This window comes from Rhodococcus sp. O3, from assembly GCF_048897285.1.
In the GTDB taxonomy this organism is placed as follows: domain Bacteria; phylum Actinomycetota; class Actinomycetes; order Mycobacteriales; family Mycobacteriaceae; genus Rhodococcus.
This window is the reverse complement of sequence record NZ_JBMBTE010000053.1, coordinates 18,261-36,125: the sequence shown is the minus strand read 5'-3', so window position 1 is coordinate 36,125 and position 17,865 is coordinate 18,261. Positions and strand designations below refer to the sequence as shown.

Annotated in this window: 19 protein-coding genes and 1 pseudogene; 11 read left to right on the top strand and 9 right to left on the bottom strand. The window is 67.7% G+C overall.

The window, feature by feature from the left end; genetic code table 11:
• Together ACN675_RS16180 and ACN675_RS16175 are read right to left on the bottom strand one after the other, a co-directional pair.
• Positions 1 to 168: alpha/beta fold hydrolase (locus tag ACN675_RS16180; protein WP_420751814.1), on the bottom strand; the 168-nt coding region annotated here is incomplete at its 3' end.
• 162 nt (positions 169 to 330) lie between these two features.
• Positions 331 to 1,638: pseudogene (locus ACN675_RS16175) on the bottom strand (flavin-containing monooxygenase); the annotation flags it as partial.
• Positions 1,639 to 1,796: 158 nt separating this feature from the next.
• On the opposite strand from ACN675_RS16175, the gene ACN675_RS16170 reads away from it, so the two are divergent.
• Positions 1,797 to 2,399: a TetR/AcrR family transcriptional regulator gene (locus tag ACN675_RS16170; protein ID WP_420751811.1), complete on the top strand. Its 603-nt coding sequence runs from the start codon at positions 1,797 to 1,799 to the stop codon at positions 2,397 to 2,399.
• On the opposite strand, the gene ACN675_RS16165 is transcribed toward ACN675_RS16170, so the two are convergent.
• Positions 2,386 to 3,156 (bottom strand): SDR family NAD(P)-dependent oxidoreductase, encoded by a 771-nt coding sequence (locus tag ACN675_RS16165; RefSeq protein ID WP_420751810.1) that lies wholly within the window; start codon positions 3,154 to 3,156, stop codon positions 2,386 to 2,388. The genes ACN675_RS16170 and ACN675_RS16165 overlap by 14 nt on opposite strands.
• Positions 3,157 to 3,328: 172 nt before the next feature.
• On the opposite strand from ACN675_RS16165, the gene ACN675_RS16160 reads away from it, so the two are divergent.
• Genes ACN675_RS16160 through ACN675_RS16145 form a run of 4 tightly spaced genes read left to right on the top strand, consistent with a single transcriptional unit; the run spans position 3,329 to position 7,126 of the window.
• On the top strand, positions 3,329 to 3,616 hold the full coding sequence (locus ACN675_RS16160; protein ID WP_420751809.1) for a hypothetical protein: 288 nt from the start codon (positions 3,329 to 3,331) through the stop codon (positions 3,614 to 3,616).
• Positions 3,613 to 4,422, top strand: coding sequence for a hypothetical protein (locus ACN675_RS16155; RefSeq protein ID WP_420751808.1), 810 nt, complete (start codon positions 3,613 to 3,615; stop codon positions 4,420 to 4,422). Before ACN675_RS16160 ends, ACN675_RS16155 begins: the two co-directional genes overlap by 4 nt.
• Before the next feature lie 39 nt (positions 4,423 to 4,461).
• Positions 4,462 to 6,378 carry a fumarate reductase/succinate dehydrogenase flavoprotein subunit gene (locus ACN675_RS16150; protein WP_420751807.1) on the top strand — a complete coding sequence of 639 codons (1,917 nt, stop codon included), beginning with the start codon at positions 4,462 to 4,464 and terminating at the stop codon, positions 6,376 to 6,378.
• Between the two features lies 1 nt (position 6,379).
• On the top strand, positions 6,380 to 7,126 hold the full coding sequence (locus ACN675_RS16145) for a succinate dehydrogenase/fumarate reductase iron-sulfur subunit (RefSeq protein ID WP_420751806.1): 747 nt from the start codon (positions 6,380 to 6,382) through the stop codon (positions 7,124 to 7,126).
• Between the two features lie 24 nt (positions 7,127 to 7,150).
• On the opposite strand, the gene ACN675_RS16140 is transcribed toward ACN675_RS16145, so the two are convergent.
• The gene (locus ACN675_RS16140) at positions 7,151 to 7,792 is read right to left on the bottom strand and encodes a TetR/AcrR family transcriptional regulator (protein WP_420751805.1); all 642 of its coding nucleotides are present in this window, start codon (positions 7,790 to 7,792) and stop codon (positions 7,151 to 7,153) included.
• Between the two features lie 166 nt (positions 7,793 to 7,958).
• Between ACN675_RS16140 and ACN675_RS16135 the strand changes: the two genes are divergently transcribed.
• Positions 7,959 to 8,444 carry an ester cyclase gene (locus ACN675_RS16135; protein ID WP_420751813.1) on the top strand — a complete coding sequence of 162 codons (486 nt, stop codon included), beginning with the start codon at positions 7,959 to 7,961 and terminating at the stop codon, positions 8,442 to 8,444.
• 43 nt (positions 8,445 to 8,487) lie between these two features.
• Here ACN675_RS16135 and ACN675_RS16130 read toward each other — a convergent pair whose 3' ends face one another.
• Entirely contained in the window at positions 8,488 to 9,666 is a 1,179-nt protein-coding gene (locus tag ACN675_RS16130) for a CaiB/BaiF CoA transferase family protein (RefSeq protein ID WP_420751804.1), read from the bottom strand.
• Positions 9,663 to 11,369, bottom strand: a complete 1,707-nt coding sequence (locus ACN675_RS16125; protein ID WP_420751803.1) for an acyl-CoA dehydrogenase family protein — start codon at positions 11,367 to 11,369, stop codon at positions 9,663 to 9,665. The genes ACN675_RS16130 and ACN675_RS16125 overlap by 4 nt, the downstream gene beginning before the upstream one ends.
• A gap of 110 nt (positions 11,370 to 11,479) precedes the next feature.
• Between ACN675_RS16125 and ACN675_RS16120 the strand changes: the two genes are divergently transcribed.
• Entirely contained in the window at positions 11,480 to 12,364 is an 885-nt protein-coding gene (locus ACN675_RS16120; RefSeq protein WP_420751802.1) for a LysR family transcriptional regulator, read from the top strand.
• A gap of 39 nt (positions 12,365 to 12,403) precedes the next feature.
• On the top strand, positions 12,404 to 13,042 hold the full coding sequence (locus ACN675_RS16115; RefSeq protein WP_420751801.1) for a pyridoxamine 5'-phosphate oxidase family protein: 639 nt from the start codon (positions 12,404 to 12,406) through the stop codon (positions 13,040 to 13,042).
• A 43-nt stretch (positions 13,043 to 13,085) separates the two neighbouring features.
• On the opposite strand, the gene ACN675_RS16110 is transcribed toward ACN675_RS16115, so the two are convergent.
• Positions 13,086 to 14,069: an ABC transporter substrate-binding protein gene (locus ACN675_RS16110; protein WP_420751800.1), complete on the bottom strand. Its 984-nt coding sequence runs from the start codon at positions 14,067 to 14,069 to the stop codon at positions 13,086 to 13,088.
• Between the two features lie 108 nt (positions 14,070 to 14,177).
• Between ACN675_RS16110 and ACN675_RS16105 the strand changes: the two genes are divergently transcribed.
• Complete coding sequence (locus ACN675_RS16105) at positions 14,178 to 14,975, top strand: SMP-30/gluconolactonase/LRE family protein (protein WP_420751799.1); 798 nt, start codon at positions 14,178 to 14,180, stop codon at positions 14,973 to 14,975.
• A gap of 54 nt (positions 14,976 to 15,029) precedes the next feature.
• Here the strand turns inward: ACN675_RS16105 and ACN675_RS16100 are convergent, their stop codons facing one another.
• Complete coding sequence (locus ACN675_RS16100; RefSeq protein ID WP_420751798.1) at positions 15,030 to 15,308, bottom strand: hypothetical protein; 279 nt, start codon at positions 15,306 to 15,308, stop codon at positions 15,030 to 15,032.
• 660 nt (positions 15,309 to 15,968) lie between these two features.
• Between ACN675_RS16100 and ACN675_RS16095 the strand changes: the two genes are divergently transcribed.
• Complete coding sequence (locus ACN675_RS16095) at positions 15,969 to 16,604, top strand: pentapeptide repeat-containing protein (protein ID WP_420751797.1); 636 nt, start codon at positions 15,969 to 15,971, stop codon at positions 16,602 to 16,604.
• 5 nt (positions 16,605 to 16,609) lie between these two features.
• Here ACN675_RS16095 and ACN675_RS16090 read toward each other — a convergent pair whose 3' ends face one another.
• Positions 16,610 to 17,119, bottom strand: a complete 510-nt coding sequence (locus ACN675_RS16090) for an FBP domain-containing protein (RefSeq protein WP_420751796.1) — start codon at positions 17,117 to 17,119, stop codon at positions 16,610 to 16,612.
• A gap of 47 nt (positions 17,120 to 17,166) precedes the next feature.
• Between ACN675_RS16090 and ACN675_RS16085 the strand changes: the two genes are divergently transcribed.
• Positions 17,167 to 17,787 (top strand): TetR family transcriptional regulator, encoded by a 621-nt coding sequence (locus tag ACN675_RS16085; protein WP_420751795.1) that lies wholly within the window; start codon positions 17,167 to 17,169, stop codon positions 17,785 to 17,787.
• Positions 17,788 to 17,865: the final 78 nt, after the last annotated feature.

The following is a 17,865-nucleotide window of genomic DNA, read 5'->3' as shown; positions in this document are numbered from 1 at the left end:
GTAGTCGTCGAGCTGATCGGCCACGTCGACGCGCTGACGCACCGCGCCGCCCGAGGAGCCGAACCCGCGATAGTCGAATGCGAACACGTCGAGTCCGGCGTCGGCGAGCCGCTGCGCGAACGGCTGCAATCCGGAGTCCTTCGTGCCGCCGAGCCCGTGTGCCATCACCACGATCGGCCGGCCCCGGTCGTTCGCGAGGCGGTCGTCGGTGGCGCGGAAATACCAGGCGTCGCACGGGGTTCCGGACGAATCGAAGGCGACGCTGCGGTAGGAGGACGATTCGGTGGATGGCGGGCACCGGTCGTCGGGCGGTGCGGCGGCCACGAGATCCGCGCGGGCGGCACCCTCCGGTATTTCGCGGGTGCGCAGGTCGTGCTCGTAGAGGAAGTAGTCGACCTGCTGGGTGTGCCGCGGCCGGTCGAGCATGTGACCGGTGTACTTCTGCTGGTCCTCGGCGATCACCCGCCGCATGTCGGCGATCGGCGGCAGCCGGTAGCGGCCCGCCGCGTATGCGGCGATGAGCCGCGCCTGGGATTCGACGAACGGGAACAGTGTCGGGGTCGCCTGTGCGAACCCGGCGAACGCGAGATCGTCGATGCCGGGTGCGAAGATCCGCTTGTACAGGTCGATGCGGTTGCCCGGCGCGCTGATGAAGTCCTCGTCGAAGAAGGGGAACGTGATGTTGTAGCCGGTGGCGTGGACGATGATGTCGAACTCGCCGGATGTCCCGTCCTCGAAATGCACCGTCCGGCCGTCGAGGAGGCGGACATCGGGTTTCGGCGTCACGTCACCGGAACCCAGGCGCAGCGGCAGTTCCACCGACTGTGTCGGATGTGCTTCGAAGAAGCGGTGATTCGGGGTGGGCAGACCGTACCGTTCGGGGCGGCCGGACAGGAGCGGCTGGCCGAGTTGCGCGGCCTTGCGCTGCCACGCGAGCGGAACGTACGGGCTGGTGCGGTAGTACTTGTCGGCGGGTCTGCCGGCGATGTACTTCGGCACGAGCCACGCACCCGACCGGGTGGAGAGGGTGACCTCGTTGCCGAGGGTCTTCGACGAGAGTTCGACGGCGATGTCCGCGGCGCTGTTGCCGAGGCCGACGACGAGAATGCGCCGTCCGGTGAAGTCCAGCGGGGTCTGCGGGTCGATGTAGTGGTGGGAATGGATTTCGGTGCCGGTGAACTCGCCGGGGAACTCCGCCATCCGCGGATCCCAGTGATGGCCGTTGGCGACGACGAGGAAGTCGGTGTGCCGGGTGCTGCCGTCCTCGAGGTCGAGGTCCCAGCCGCCGCTCTCGACGGGTTCGGCGTGCACCACACCGTTGCGGAACTCGATGTTCTTCTCGAGATCGAACGCGCGGGCGTAACCGTCCAGGTATGCCTTGATCTGGGTGTGATGCGGGAAATCCGGATACTCGTCGGGCATCGGATAGTCCTTGAAGGACAACTGATGCTTCGAGGTGTCGATGTGCAGCGACCGGTAGGCGCTGCTGTGACCGTTCGGGTTCCCGAATGCCCAGTTGCCTCCGATGCGGTCGGAGGTCTCGAAGCAGGTGTACGGAATGCCGTAGTCGCCCAGCATCTTTGCGGTCGTCAGCCCGCTGATTCCTGCTCCGATGACGGCCGTGGTCGGTGCCGGCATGCGTCAGCTCCTCGATCCTGCTGCCGGAGCGGTTCCGGCGCGGTGCCGCCAATCTAGAACATGTTTCCCCTCGGTGTGAACAGATCTCGAAAACTGTCTACTGCGGGTATCGTCGCGGTCGTGTCCCGGCACCGGACCGGGACCGGTGCGGAGGCGCGATGGGCACGGAAGCCGAAGCGACGACGGTGCGGGAACGGTTGCTGGATGCCGCCGAGAAATGCCTGCGGGACAAGGGGATCCGCGCGACCACCGTGCTCGAGGTCGCCGAGACGGCGGGGGTGTCCCGGGGGTGGCTGTACCGGCACTTCCCGGACAAGGCGACCCTCGTCGGCAGCGTCATCGTCCGCCTCGACACCGCCTACTGGGCCGGAGCGCACGCGACCCTCGCCGAATGCGGTTCACTCGTCGAGCAGTTGGCGGCGGGCGTGCGGATCGGCCGGTCCGCGTACGACGACCCGGGTGCGCTCGCGATCCGGTTGCGCACGGACGAACCGGAGGAGTTCGCGGCGTGCGCGGGCGCCGGCGTCCACGAACTCGTTCCGCACCTGGCCGAATTCTGGAGCCGTTATCTCGTCGCGGCGGCCGAGCGCGGCGAGATCGATCCCGGAATCGACACTGCCGAGGCAGCCGAATGGGTTGCGCGGGTGCTGATCAGCATCGCCACCGTGCCCGGCGCAACCCTCGAGCCCGACGATCCGGCCGCGGTGCTGCGGTTTCTGCGCCGTTACGTGATGCCGGGCCTGACCGTCACGGAGACATAGCCGCCAGGTGCGCCAGCAGGTCGGGATACCGGCGGGTGTGGGCCCCACCGTTGATGTCGATGTTCGCCCCGGTCATCCACGCCGCTGCATCCGACGCCAGGAACGCCACGACCTCGGCGATCTCCTCGGGACGTCCGCTGCGGCCGAGCGGTGTGTTCTCGAGGTAGTCCTCCGTCAGGCCGGGCACCAGCGACACCCCGGCGACCAGTGGCGTGTCGACGAGGCCCGGGGAGATCGAGTTGACCCGGATCCGCCGGGGCGCGAGTTCGAGCGCCGCGACCTCCGTCAACATCAGCACGCCGGCTTTCGCCGAGCAGTACGCGGCCATCCCGGTGCCCGGTTGGCGGCCGTTGAGCGAGGCGATGAGTGTGATGCTGCCGCCGTCGACCATCCGCCGGCCCGCGTGTTTGACCACGAGGAACGCACCGGTGAGACACACGTCGAGAGTGGTGCGCCAGCCTTCGAGACTCAGATCGGTGATCGCGCCCGGCACGCTGAGCCCGGCGCAGTCCACCACCGTGCCGATGTCCCCGAACTCGGACGCGATCTCGTCGAACAGGCGCTCGACGCTGTCCTCGTCCCGCACGTCGACGTGCCGCCCCATGGCACCGTTGCCCAGTTCACCGGCGCGCAGCAGCGCGGCGTCGGCGTTCACGTCCGCCACGATCACCTGTGTTCCGCGCGCGTGCAGCCGGCGGCACGTCGCCCAGCCGATCCCCGATGCGCCGCCGACGACGATCGCGTTCGCTTCCTTCACGCCGGTACCCCCGTTTCCCGTTCCACCTGCTGCCGCGATGGTAGAGACGGAACGGGCGCGCGGTGACGATTGCGGGGAACCCGCCGATGGGACGCCAGGTTTGTCGTACTGTGAATGTCGTCACATCGTGTCGGCCGGCCCGACGTGCCGACCCGCCCGCTCGGAGGTTCGGATGTCCACCACCGAAATGCAGGACCTGCAACGCACCATCGGTCACCTGCGGCAATGCGTCGGATCACTGCGCTCGCGCTACGGTGATGCCCCTGCGGTCAAGCGTCTGGCCAATGATCTCGATCGACTCGACATCGACGCGAAGGAACTCGACAGCGCACCGCCGGCCGAGGTGCGCGGGCACACCGGTGAGCGCATCCCGGTTCCCGACGCGCCGTACGACGAGAGCCTGTTCCGCGGCGTCGACGTCGACGACGAAGGACTCGGCGGACTCCACGGGGAGCGGTGACCGCCCCGCCGGCCACCGGTGTTCGTTCCGCGACCCGGGCGAGGATCGCGGACCGAACGCTGCGCACCGACCGCTGGTGGCTGACCCCGCTGCTCACGGTTCTGGGCCTGACGATCTTCGTCGTGTACGCCACGATCCGGTCGTTCGTGCGCACCGCCTACTGGGTCGACGACTACCACTACCTGACGCCGTTCTACTCGCCGTGTGTCAGCGCCTCGTGCGTCCCCGGATCGAGCCACTTCGGGGTGTGGGTGGGCGAGCTACCCATGTGGATCCCGCTCGCATTCCTGTCGCTGCCGTTCCTGCTCGGTTTCCGGCTCACCTGCTACTACTACCGCAAGGCCTACTACCGGTCGTTCTGGCTGTCGCCGCCGGCCTGCGCGGTCGCCGAACCGCGCGCCCGCTACACGGGGGAGACGCGGCTGCCGCTGATCCTGCAGAACGTGCACCGCTACTTCTTCTACGCGGCCCTCGTGATCTCGGTGATCAACTCGTACGACGCGATCGTCGCGTTCCACAGCCCTGGCGGATTCGGGTTCGGCCTCGGCAACGTGATCCTCGTGGTCAACGTGATCCTGCTGTGGATATACACGCTCTCGTGCCACTCCTGCCGGCACGTCACCGGCGGCAGGCTCAAGCACTTCTCGAAACATCCGGTGCGCTACCGCATCTGGACCTTCATCTCGAAACTGAACACGCGGCACATGCAGTTCGCGTGGATCACGCTGGGCACGCTGATCATCACGGACTGCTACATCATGCTCGTCGCGAGCGGCACCATCTCGGATCTGCGGTTCGTCGGCTGACGGCACCGTCGGGGGCACCAGGGGACAGGGAGGGCAGCGATGCCGGAGGTCGAACGGCACGAATACGACGTCGTGGTGATCGGGGCGGGCGGCGCGGGCCTGCGCGCAGTCATCGAGGCGCGGCAACGCGGCCTGCGCGTCGCGGTCGTGTGCAAGTCGCTGTTCGGCAAGGCCCACACCGTCATGGCCGAGGGCGGCTGCGCCGCCGCGATGGGCAATGCCAACCCGCACGATTCGTGGCAGGTGCACTTCCAGGACACGATGCGGGGCGGGAAGTTCCTCAACAACTGGCGGATGGCCGAACTGCACGCCCGTGAAGCCCCGGACCGGGTGTGGGAACTGGAAACGTACGGGGCGCTGTTCGATCGCACCCCCGACGGCCGGATCAGCCAGCGCAACTTCGGTGGGCACACCTATCCGCGGCTCGCGCACGTCGGTGACCGCACCGGACTCGAACTGATCCGGACCATGCAGCAGAAGATCGTGTCGCTGCAGCAGGAGGACTACGCCGCGCACGGCGACTACGAGGCTCGGGTCAAGGTGTTCGCCGAGTGCACGATCACCGAACTGCTCGTCGACGAGTCCGGCCGCATCGCCGGGGCGTTCGGATACTGGCGTGAATCCGGCCGGTTCGTGCTGTTCGACGCGCCGGCCGTCGTCATTGCGACCGGTGGCATCGGCAAGTCGTACAAGGTGACCTCGAACTCGTGGGAGTACACCGGTGACGGTCACGCGCTCGCGCTGCGAGCCGGCGCGGCGCTGATCAACATGGAGTTCATCCAGTTCCATCCGACCGGCATGATCTGGCCGCCGAGCGTGAAGGGCATCCTGGTCACCGAGGGGGTGCGCGGCGACGGCGGGGTCCTCAAGAACTCCGAGGGCGAGCGGTTCATGTTCTCCTACATCCCGCCCGTGTTCAAAGGGCAGTACGCCGAGACGGAGGAGGAAGCCGACCGCTGGTACGAGGACCAGGAGAACAACCGCCGCACCCCGGATCTGCTGCCCCGCGACGAAGTCGCCCGCGCCATCAACTCCGAGGTCAAGGCCGGTCGCGACAGCCCGCACGGCGGGGTGTACCTCGACATCGCCTCCCGGATGCCGGCCGCCGAGATCGTGCGGCGGCTGCCGTCGATGCACCACCAGTTCCTCGAGCTCGCCGACGTCGACATCACGAAGGAACCGATGGAGGTCGGCCCCACCTGCCACTACGTGATGGGCGGTATCGAGGTCGACCCGGACACCGCAGCCGCGTCGGTGCCCGGCCTGTTCGCCGCCGGGGAATGCTCGGGCGGCATGCACGGATCCAACCGGCTCGGCGGCAACTCGCTGTCGGACCTGCTGGTGTTCGGGCGGCGGGCCGGGATCGGGGCCGCGGACTACGTGGAGGGGCTCACCGAACGGCCGCGTGCGACCGACGCCGCCATCGACGCGGCCGCGCGGACCGCGTTGTCGCCGTTCGATCCGGCCGCCCCGGACAGCGCCGAGAACCCGTATACCTTGCACGCGGAGCTGCAGCAGTCGATGCACGATCTGGTCGGCATCATCCGCCGCGCCGACGAGATCGAACGGGCCCTGGCCGAACTGGCCACGCTGCGCGAACGGATCCGCAACGTCGCGGTCGAGGGCAACCGGCAGTTCAACCCCGGATGGCATCTCGCGCTCGACCTGCGCAACATGCTGCTGGTCTGCGAGTGCGTGGCGCGAGCAGCGTTGCTGCGCACCGAAAGTCGCGGCGGGCACACCCGAGACGACCACCCCTCGATGGACGCGGAATGGCGGCGGACATTGCTCGTGTGCCGCACCGACGGCGGCGACAGATCCATCCCGGACGTGACGGTGACCCCGGAGCGGCAACAGCCGATGCGGCCGGATCTGCTCGCGTTGTTCGACATCGACGAACTGGGCAAGTACTACACCGACGAGGAACTCGCCGATCATCCGGGACGGAGGTCCTGACATGGGCTACCAGGCGGCCTTCCGGGTGTGGCGCGGCGACGCCGACGGCGGCGACCTGCACGACTACACCGTCGAAGCGAACGAGGGCGAGGTCGTGCTCGACGTCGTCCACCGATTACAGGCCACCCAGACCCCGGACCTGGCGGTGCGCTGGAACTGCAAGGCGGGCAAGTGCGGTTCGTGTTCGGCCGAGATCAACGGCAAGCCCCGGCTGATGTGCATGACGCGGATGTCGACCTTCGACCCGGACGAGACGATCACCGTCACTCCCGTACGCACCTTCCCGATCATCCGCGACCTCGTCACCGACGTGTCGTTCAACTACGAGAAGGCCCGCGAGATCCCGTCGTTCACGCCGCCACCCGACCTGGCGCCGGGGGAGTACCGCATGCAGCAGGTCGACGTCGAGCGCTCGCAGGAATTCCGCAAGTGCATCGAATGCTTCCTGTGTCAGAACGTGTGCCATGTCGTGCGCGACCATGAGGACAACAAGTCGGCGTTCGCCGGGCCCCGCTACCTCATGCGCATCGCCGAACTGGAGATGCACCCGCTCGACGTCGCCGACCGCCGCGACGCCGCGCAGGATCAGCACGGTCTGGGCCTGTGCAACATCACCAAGTGCTGCACGGAGGTGTGCCCGGAGAACATCCACATCACCGACAACGCGCTGATCCCGATGAAGGAACGCGTCGCGGGCCGGCGCTACGACCCGATCGTCTGGCTGGGCAACAAGCTGTTCCGGCGCTGAGTGCCCGGAAGAACCGGACCGTATTCACGTGAGTGCGGCGATGATCGCGCGGGCGATCCACTGCGCATACCGCTCGACGGTCCAGCCCCGGCTCAGCACCAGCAACTCGTACAGATCGACCGCGATATAGGTCCACAGGACGTCGCGTACTTCGTCCAGTTCGATGCCCGGGCGCAACTGGCCGGTCTCGAGCAGATGGCGTCCGAGCATGGTCATCCCGTTGAGGCGCTCGTCGACGAGGCGCCTCCAGATCTCCTCGAGGTCCTCCTGCCCGTGCCGGCCGTCCCGCAGCATCAACTGGATCCTGGCCGAGCGAACCTGCCGGGCGGCCATCTGGTCCGCATACATCGTGATCTTTTGCCGCACATCCGGTTCGGCGAAGATCGCCTTCGTCTCGGGCCTCTCGATGACGGGCACCGGATCGTCGTCCCCGGCGATCGTGTAGTCGAACACGGCCTTCGCCAAACCTGCCTTGGTTCCGAAGATCTTGTAGACGCTTTCGGGTGCCACACCACCGCGCTGGGCCACCGCTGTCACCGTCGTGGGGCGGTACCCGCGATCCTCGAACAAGTCCTGGGCTGCCCGCAGGATCGAGAGACGCGTCTGTTGCGCGCGTTCTCGGCGCCCCGACGCATCGTAGCGACGTTTCCCATTGACTTTCGGCATCGCGGGTCCATACTTGTATTTGGATACTGACTCACTGTATCCAATTCTTCATTCAACGGCAGGGAGAGCCGCCGTGAACATCAATCATTCCATTTCGGTCCCATCCGTCCCGGACGTCGCCGACGCGACTCCCCCCACGGAGAACAAGTCCGTCGCTGCGCGCTTCATGCACATGATGGCCGACGGTGATCGCGACACTTTCGACCGGCTCGTTGCACCCGAGGCGACCAACCGGGAGTCCCGGACCGAGCCGCCCGCAGCGAGAGTCCCAGGTCCGGACGGGTTGTATGCCACCGCTCTGTGGCTGCGTGAAGCCTTCGGTGACTTCCACCACGAAGTCGTCCACGCCGTGGAGGAGGACGATGTCGTCGTCCTCGATACCGTCATGACGGCCCGGCACGTCGGGCCGTTCGTGACCTACGACGAGCGCGGCCGGGTCGATCAAGTCTTCGCACCGACCGGCAAGAGTTTCGCGGTGCATCAAACCCACTGGCTGCGCATCGCCGACGGTAAATTGGTCGAGCACTGGGCGGATCGCGACGACCTCGGCATGGCCCGGCAAGCCGGCTGGGTCCCGCCCACCCCGGCCGGGTTGATCCGGAACGCGCTCGCAAAACGGAAGGTGCGCAAGGGAACAGCACACAGCGCGTGAGTGGCCGTGTGCTGCTCCCTGCCGGCTACGCGAACGTCACCGGCTACGCGAACGTCACGGCGCCGTCCGTGGTCAACGCGCCGAGCACCTCGTCGGTGTGCTCACCGTGCGCGGGCGGCGCCGACCCGAGTCGCGGGCGTTCGCCGGCGAAACTGACCGGAAAGCCGATCTGACGCAACGGCCCGGACGAATGGTCGACCGTGCCGATCATCCCGATCGCCTCGGTGTGCGGGTCGTCGTAGATCTCGTCCAGGTGGCGGATCGCTGACACCGGGACACCGTGCTTCTCGAGGGCCGCAACCCAGTGCTCGACCGTCCCGTCCGCGAATGCGTCCGTCAGTTCCTTTTCGAGCAGTTCCCGGTTCGCGACCCGATCGCGATTGCGGAAGAACTCGGTGCGTTCGGCCAGGTCGGGCCGGCCGATCGCGGTGCACAACCGGTCCCACAGTCCGTCGTTGCCGACGGCGACGACGAAATATCCGTCCTGGGCGGGAAATGCTTGGTACGGAGCAAGATTCGGGTGAGCAGAACCGAGCGCGTGCGGTCGCTTGCCGTCGGCGAACAGGTTCGTCGCCCAGTTCACGTGCATCGCGAGCTGGCACTCGAACAGCGACGTCGTCACGTACTGGCCGCGTCCGGTCCGGGCCCGCTCGACGAGGGCGGCGAGCACCCCGATCGTGCCGAACAGGGCAGCGCCCAGATCGCCCATCGCGTACCCGGCCTTCATCGGCGGGCCGCCGGGTTCACCGGTCAGGGACATGAGCCCACCGGCGGCCTGCGCGACCATGTCGTAGCCCGGCTCGTCGCGCCGCGGACCCACCTCGCCGAACGCGGAGATGTGCAGCACGACCAGGTGCGGGTGACGTTCGGACAACGCGCGGTAGTCGAAGATCCGTTGCAGGCCGCTGCCGGGCCGGAAGTTCTCGACCACGACGTCGGCATCCTCGAGCATGCGGTGCACGATCTCCTGCCCGGACTCCGACTTCAGATCGAGCGCCACCGACTTCTTCCCGCGGTTCACCGCCAGGTAGTAGGTGGCGTCGTCGCCGACGAACGGCGGACCCCACTGACGCGTCGGATCACCGGCGTCGGGATGTTCGATCTTGACGACCTCCGCGCCGAGATCGGCGAACGACATCGTCGCGTACGGTCCCGCGAGGATCTTGGACAGGTCGACGACCTTGATCCCGGCGAGCGGGGCGGGGCCGGTGGGGTATGTCATCGGGCTGCTCCTGTCAGGTCGTTCCGCGGCGCCGAGGCCCGCGCGGTCTCCGCGGTGACGGCAGTGCCGTCGACGATCGCCGCAATATGGTGCAGCGCAGTCGTATCGGTCTCCGATCGCAGGTCGGAGAGGTATGCGTTCGCGACGAGCAGCGACCGGTGGTCGCCGCAGCGGCCGATGCGGTGCGACGCGAGATCGAAGAGCTGCACGGCTATGACGGCCCGCGCGAGCGCATCCGCGTAGCGCGCGATCTCGACCTGCGCGCGGGTGTCGTCGCCGGCGAGCAGATCGTCACCGGTCGCCGCCAGCGAACCCCACAGGTCGGTGAGGATCTGCGCCCCGGGCCCGCAGTCCGGTGCGAGGGCGGCGAGCGTGGCCTGCATGGTCTCGGCGAGTGCGCGGTGCGCGTTCTGCTTGCGCATGCAGCGCAGGACGTCGAGCGCGATGACGTTCGACGAACCCTCCCAGATCGAACCGAGATGCGAATCGCGGACCAGCCGGGCGAAGTCCCGCTCCTCGATGTAGCCGTTGCCGCCGCGGATCTCCATCGCCTCCCCGGTCACGCTCCGGGCCCTCTTGCAGACATAGTGCTTGGCGATCGGGGTGAGGATCCGGATCAGGGTCGTGGCGTCCGGGTCGCCGGCGTCGGCGCGTTGCAGGCAGTCGGCGCTGTAGCCGATGAGGGCGAGTGCGCCCTCGGCCTCGAGCAGCAGCGGCAGCAGGGTGGCGCGCATGAGCGGCTGGTCGAAGAGGGGCTTGCCGAAGACGACGCGTTCGCGGGTGTGGTCGGCGGCGTCGCGGACGGCGCGGCGCATCAGCCCGGCCGACCGCATCGCGTTGGACAGCCGCGAGGTGTTGAGCATCTCCGTCATCTGCCGGAACCCGCGGTCGAGTTCGCCGACCTGCAGCGCGTAGGCGCCGTGCAGGGTGACCTCCCCGCTCGGCATCGACCTGGTGCCCAGCTTGTCCTTCAGCCGATCGATCGTGTAGGAGTTTCGGTCACCGTTCGGAAGATGCTTGGGCACCATGAACATTCCGACTCCGCGGGTCGAGACCGGATCTCCACCGGGGAACCGCGCGAGGGTGATGATCACGTCGGCGTCCGGGTTGGACGCGAACCATTTCCGGCCGGTCAGGCGCCATCCCGTCTCGGTGCGCTCGGCGCTCGTCTCCGTCTGCGCGATGTCCGTGCCGGCCTGGGTTTCGGTCATGAACATCGCGCCGGTCAACCGGTCCGGTCCGGTCGAGGTGAGTCCGTCGATCCAGGTGCCGAACACGTCCGGGTCCCCGAACATCCGCAGCGTGCGCGCGGCGGCGTCGGTCATCGACACCGGGCACGCGAGTCCGAACTCCGCCTGGACGAACAGATACGACGCGAGGTACTTCACGACGTGCGGGGGAGTGCGGTCCCAGCCGTGGACGGGCCGGTGCGAGAGGGCGGACAGCCCGTACTCGCCGAACGCCGCCTCGCACAGTTCCAGGTAGGCGGGGTGGTAGTCGATCCGGTCGATCCGGTTCCCGTCGGCGTCGAATTGGCGAAGGACGGGCGGATTCTTGTCGGCGATCGCCGCGAGCCGGACGAGACGATCGGCGGTGTCGGCACCCAACCGGTCCAACAGTGCATCGGTGTTCGTGCGGTCCGCGTCGTCGATCCACCGGTCGACGACGGCCCGGAGCGCGGGGTCGCGGTGCGCGTAGTTCATGGAATTCCCTTCGGCTCGAGGATCTTCTCCACTGTCACCCGCCACACCATGTAGAGTCCAAGACTTAATCGATTGCTATTCATATCCAGCACCACACAATGCGGGGTGACGTGGACATTCGTCAGATCCAGGCGTTCCTGGCGGTCGCCGAGGAATTGCACTTCGGGCGTGCGGCCGAGCGGCTGCACATCGCGCAGCCGCCGCTGAGCCAGACCATCCGGTCCCTCGAACGCGAACTCGGCGTCGAGCTCTTCGCGCGCACGACGCGGTCGGTGCGGCTCACGGCCGCAGGCTCGGCGCTGCTGGCCCCGGCACGCATCATCGAGACGCAACTGAAGGCGTGCCGGACGGTGACGCGGGCGGCGGCGCTGGGGGAGACCGGCGTCGTCGGCATCGGATTCGGCGGCGCCGGCGGGTACGCCGTGCTGTCGGGACTGACCAACGCCGTCGCCGAGGCATATCCGGGCATTGCGCTCGAGCTGCGACCGCAGACGTACTCGGGGCAGGCGGTCGAGTTGATCCGCTCGGGCACAATCGATCTCGGGATCGTGTCGCTGCCGGTCGGCGACGACCTGGAGACGCTGACCGTGCGCCGGGAGACGCTGCTGGCGGCACTACCGGCGCAGCACCGGCTTGCCGGCGAGGAACGGATCGCGATGCGCGAACTTGCCGCGGACCCGTTCGTGATGTATCCGTCGGCGCACGGCTCCCGCGTCCGGGAAGCGACGTTCGCGCTGTGCACGCAGGCGGGGATCACCCCGCGGACGGTGCACGAGGCGCCCGACCCCTACAGCCTGCTCGCGCTCGTCGGCGCTGGGCTCGGGGTCGCGGTCGTCGTCGACTCCACCACGCACGTGCGGGTGGACGGCGTGGTCTACCGGCCGATCGAGGACGAGGTGCCGCCGCTCGAGATCGCGATGGCCTGGCGCGCCGACAACCCGAACCCGGCGGCCCACCGCGTCGTCGCCGTGCTCCGGGACATGGACCTCCCGTAGGTTCCCGGCTTGGTACGGTCTCGGGCGGAGGTGACGCCTGTGGATGCCGGCAGGATCGACGAACTCGTCCGGACGAGGATCGAGACGGTCGAAGAACTCGAAGCGGCCGTCGGGGTGCCCACGCCGGCGATCCTCGAGAAGCACACGACGTTCACGACGCCGCTGATGCGCGAGTACATCGAACAGGCGCGATTCTTCGTGCTCGCGACCTCCGACGCGGACGGCAACTGTGACTGCTCGCCGCGCGGGGATCTGATCAGCAGGGTGCTGTTTCCCGACGAGAAGACCCTCGTGCTACCGGACCGCCCCGGCAACCGGCGGGCCGACTCCTACCGCAACATCCTCGAGAATCCGCGCGTGGGAATCCTGTTCCTCGTACCCGGTATCGACGAGGTGGTGCGCGTCAACGGCAGGGCGTCGCTGTCGACCGATCCCGAACTGCTGGCCGAGCTCGCGATGTCCGGCAAGCCGGCGCAGCTCGCGGTGATCGTGCAGATCGACGAGGCGTACCTGCACTGCGCGCGGGCGATCCTGCGCGCCAAGCTGTGGGACCCCGAGACGTGGGTCGAGCCCGAGTCGGTGCCGTCGCTGCGCGACATACTCGCCGAGCAGCACAACCTGAAGCACGAGGACCTCGAGCCGGCCCGGCAGGAGGCCTACCGGGCCGTGCTCTACTGACGACAGCTCTACCGGGAACCCACCGCTCGACCGGGAACCCGGATCACTGCACCCGTTCGGCGAGCAATGGAACGAGCTGGTCGAGCGCGAACGGCACCGACAGCGCCGAGTTCGTCGAGAACGCGGCGGAGATGTCCGAGTCGCTGTCGAGTACCAGGAACCGGCCGTCCTTCACCGCCGGGATCTGCTGGAACAGCACGTTGTTCGTCACCTCCTCGGACGGCATGTAGATCGGCAGGACGATCAGCATGTCCGCGTCGAGGAGGTTCAGGTTCTCCTCGGAGACCGGGATGAAGAAGCTGTCCGTCTCGGTGGCCTGCACCTGCGGGTTGTTCACGAACCCGAGTTCGGTCAGGAAATCGACGCGGGAGTCGCCGACGACGTAGGCGCCCCAGCCGTCGGACGTGTAGGCCGCGACCGTGACGGTCTTGCCGGCGAACTCCGGGTTCTCGGCGGCGGCCGCCGCGAAGTCCGCGTCGATCTGCGACAGCAGCTCCTCGCCCTTTTCCGGCACGCCGAGCGCCGTCGCGACGGACGTCACCTGATCGTCGAGCGAGGTCAGATAGGCGTCACTGCCCTCGGGCACGCCGACGGTCGTCGCGATCTTCGACAGCGACTCGTACCGGGACGGGTCGCCGGAACTCTTGGTGTCGAGGATCAGATCGGGGGTCACCGCGGCGAGCATCTCGTAGGACGGCTCGAGCGTGCCGATGAGCTCGGGCGACGACGTGTACAACCCCTCCGCCCACGGGCCGACACCCTCGCCCCCGAACGCGAGCCAGTCGCTGGCTGCGACCGGCTGAACCCCGAGCGCGAGTGCGGTCTCGGCGTCACCCCAGCCGAGCGCCGCGACCCGTTCGGGCTGCGCTTCGATGGTGACGTCCCCGAACTTGGTGGTGACGGTCGCCGGGAACGCGCCGGAGCCGGTACCGGTGTCGGATTCGGTTCCGGTGTCGTTCGAGCCGCACGCCGTCAGAGCGAGGGCGGTGACGGTGGCGGTGAGCAGCGCGGCGGATCGACGCTTCATGGGAATCCTCGACTCGTGTCGTACGGCAGTTCGATGAGGTAACCCTAACCTGCGCGGTTCCGACGGTGGCCGGGGCGCGGACCGCGGCGCGTCGTCTATATGTGTGGGATGGAGAATTCGAGCATCGTGTGCGAAGCAGGGGGATTGCTCGAAGCCCCGCTCGTGCAGGCAGACGGATCCCTGCTGTTCGCCGACACCACCACCGGTGGCGTGTACCGCTGGAGCTCCTCGGGGACGCAGACGCTCGTCGAGCGTCGCCGCGGGATCGGCGGACTCGCCGCGCACGCCGACGGGGGCCTTCTCGTCAGCGGACGCGACCTGGCGTACGCCCGTGACGGCGAGACCGACACGATCCTCGCGCCGGACGGCACCACCGGAATCAACGACATCGCGGTCGCCGCGGACGGGTCACTGCTCGCCGGCGTGCTGCGCCATCGTCCCGCGCTCGGCGAATCCGCACCACCGAGCGAACTGGTGGAGATCGCACCGGACGGAACCGTGCGCGTCGTCGCCGACGACCTGTTGTGGCCCAACGGGATCGGGTTCTCTCCCGACGGGACGACCATCTACGTCAGCGAGTATGCGGCGTCGCGGGTGCGCAGGTTCGACGGGGAATCGACGGCGGTGTTCGCCGAGGCGCCGCGCGGTGAATGCGACGGACTCGCCGTCGATGTCGAGGGCGGTGTGTGGGTGGCACTCGGCAGTGGTGGTGGCATCGCCCGATTCGCTCCGGCCGGTGACCTGGACGAAGTCGTCGACCTGGACGGTCGTTTCGTGTCGTCGCTGGCCTTCGCCGGCACGAGCATCTACGTCACGACGGCGGGAGCCCTGCTGCGTCTGGACGTCGGGGTCGCTGGTGTGCCCGTCGCCGAGGCGAAGATTCCGACCGGCCGCATCCTGGGATGATCTCGGCGCAGCGGCGGCCGCGGTGAACGTCTCGAACGTTCGGTACCCGAACGTTCAGCGGGCGCGCAGCGCGGTCGCTGCGCCGGCGACTGCGGACGCGGCACCGGCACCGGCCAGTCCGGTCAGCATCGCCACCGCGACGGTCGCGGAGAAGGCGGTGCCGACCGCCGACTCGACGACGGCCCGGAAGCCCGAGGTGCGAGGCGAGGGCGGGGCGTAGTCGAGCGCCGGTATCGGAAGGTGTGCTCCCGGGAGCCGGGTCGGCGCCACGGGCCGCGGTCGCCGATCGGTGGGGGTGTCGATGAAGTCGAGGGCGAAGGCGATCTCAGTCATGTCCGGGTCCTCCCCGTGTGCCGTCTCACATTGGTCTTCAGTGTTCCGGTCTTCGATCGCCGGGATGTGGCGTCGATTTGAACACTGTGTTTCGGAATCGGATGTTTTCGGCAAACGACGCTCCGATTCCTTCCACGCGTGACCGGTGTGTTTCGAACTCCGAAGACCCGGTTCTCCCGCATTGTGCGGCAGGCCGGGGAATTCGCGAATCGGCAGTCGCCGCTGGTATGTTCGTGCGCAGTGAACAACACATTGCAGCTTTGACGCAGACCTTCCGCGCTGGTGAGCCGCGCCTTCGTGCGGTGGTGATTCCGTGTGCCTCCGGAGGGAACCCGACGCCGGGTTCCACGCTCCCGCATGCATCGGAATCGACTCTCGGAGCTCACTGTGATCACCTCATCGCCCCGTACATCCCTGACATCGTCCGCACTCCGACCCGACACGTCGAAGGCGCACACGACGGAAACCGCGCTTGACCGCACCGGCCTCCGGGCCGACTGTGGTCGCTGCTTCGCGTTGTGCTGCACGGCTTTCGGGTTCTCGAGATCGGCGGACTTCGCCGAGGACAAGCCCGCCGGCTCCCCGTGCCGGCACCTCGACTCCGCGTTCGGATGCAGCATTCATCGCGCATTGCCGTCCAGAGGCTTTCGCGGATGCACCGTGTTCGACTGTTTCGGCGCGGGGCAGGCCGTCTCGCAACGACTGTTCTCCGGAACGAGCTGGCGAGAACGCCCGGAGCTCCGGGACCGCATGTTCTCCGCGTTCAAGATCCTGAAACAGCTGCACGAGATGCTGTGGTACCTGCTCGAGGCGCAGGAACGTACCTACGATCCCGACATCGAGGACGAAATTCGGGAACTCGCCGATTTCCTTGTATCCCTGACTCGCGGCGACGTGGACGAACTGCTTTCGGTCGACATGGACGATGTGCATGCCTCGGTGCGAGCCGTCCTGATGACCGTCAGTGCGCACGTGCGGGTTTCGTACTTCGCGGACGGCGGCCGTGTGCATCCGCGCATCGCCCCCGGTGCGGATCTTGCCGGAACGGACCTTCGCGCCTACCGGCTGTGCGGCGCCGACCTACGGGGAGCGGTTCTGATCGGTGCCGACCTGCGAGGGTGTGATCTCGCCGGGGTCGATCTGCTCGGTGCAGACCTGCGCGACACCCGCGTGGAGGACGCCGATCTGTCCCGCGCTCTGTATCTCACCCAACCGCAGCTGAGTGCCGCCCGAGGTAACGGGAGAACTCGCGTCCCCGCAGCGGTGTCGGTACCCGAGGGGTGGTGTTGCGAGTAGCCGGACTACATGCTGTCCGGGGACTCCCCGAGAACACGGCCGACGAACCTGTCGAGCCGCTGACGGAGGTTCTCGATCCGGGTCTCGGTGGGCAGTGAGCGCTCCGGCTGGGGGTCCGGCAACGGCATCAGGTTGCGCACGTAGAGCGAACAGCGGAAGTCCGCGCAGATGTACGTGCCGACGCTGTTGCCGGACTTCCCGGCGGGCCCGGCCTTACCGGCGGTGAACAGGTTCGCGTCCCCGTTCCGCCGAGTGGAGCGGCACAGATTGCACATCACCCCACGGGAGCGGGACGGATCGGAGCCTGCGGCACGGAACTCGACGCCGACGAGCCGGTCCTTGTACTCGGTGACCAGATACGCACGGTGCGGTGCCCGCGGATCGATCCATCCGTAGAAGTCCAGGTCTTCCCATCGAACCCGATCGAAGTCGTCCGGGAACGACATCGATTTGATCCTGCTGCGCGAGCTGTTGACCACGCTTGCGGTGATCTCGCTTCTCGTCGGTTGCCTCACATGCGCTCCTCGTATTTATGAAACGATCGTAGTATAAACTCGGCGTCGTGGGACGCCCCAAGAACGACGCACGCCGACGTGAACTGCTCGCTGCCTCGGTCCGGTATGCACAAGCGCGAGGCCTCTTCGGTCTCACGCTCCGGCCCCTCGCGGACGAACTGGGCACATCGACGCGGAACCTGCTGCATCACTTCGGTAGTCGGGAGGAACTGATATCCCGGATCGTCGACGAGGTCCTCGCCGGGCAACTCGAGGCTTCCCGCACGCTGCTGTCCCGCATTCGAACGCTGAAACCTGCAAGCGCCGGCATCTCGCCTCCTGTGGTCGCAGACGTGATCGCGGACGGCCTCGAACTCGCGTGGACCCAGGGGACGACGCCGGAGGGCCGGACCCGGATGGCCATGTTCTTCGAGATCTGTGCCGCGGCGGCGCGAGACGACGATCTTCACGCCAGGTTCGTCGTTCCCGTCGTGTCCGAATGGGTCACCCCGATGGCACAGGCCCTCGAGGCAGCCGGTGTTGCGGACGCGCGTTCGCTTGCTCACCGCATTCTGGCGGTCCACAGGGGGCTTCTCCTCCAGGCCACGGCCTCGGGCCTCACCCCCGAAATCTCGACCGCACACAAGGACGCTGTCGTGACCATCCGAAACGAGATTGTTGCTCCGTGAAGGAGGTCGCGGCCATTGCCTGCGTGGGAGCGGAGGAGCACTGTGGAACACAGGGAAACGACCGGCGACGCCGTGTCG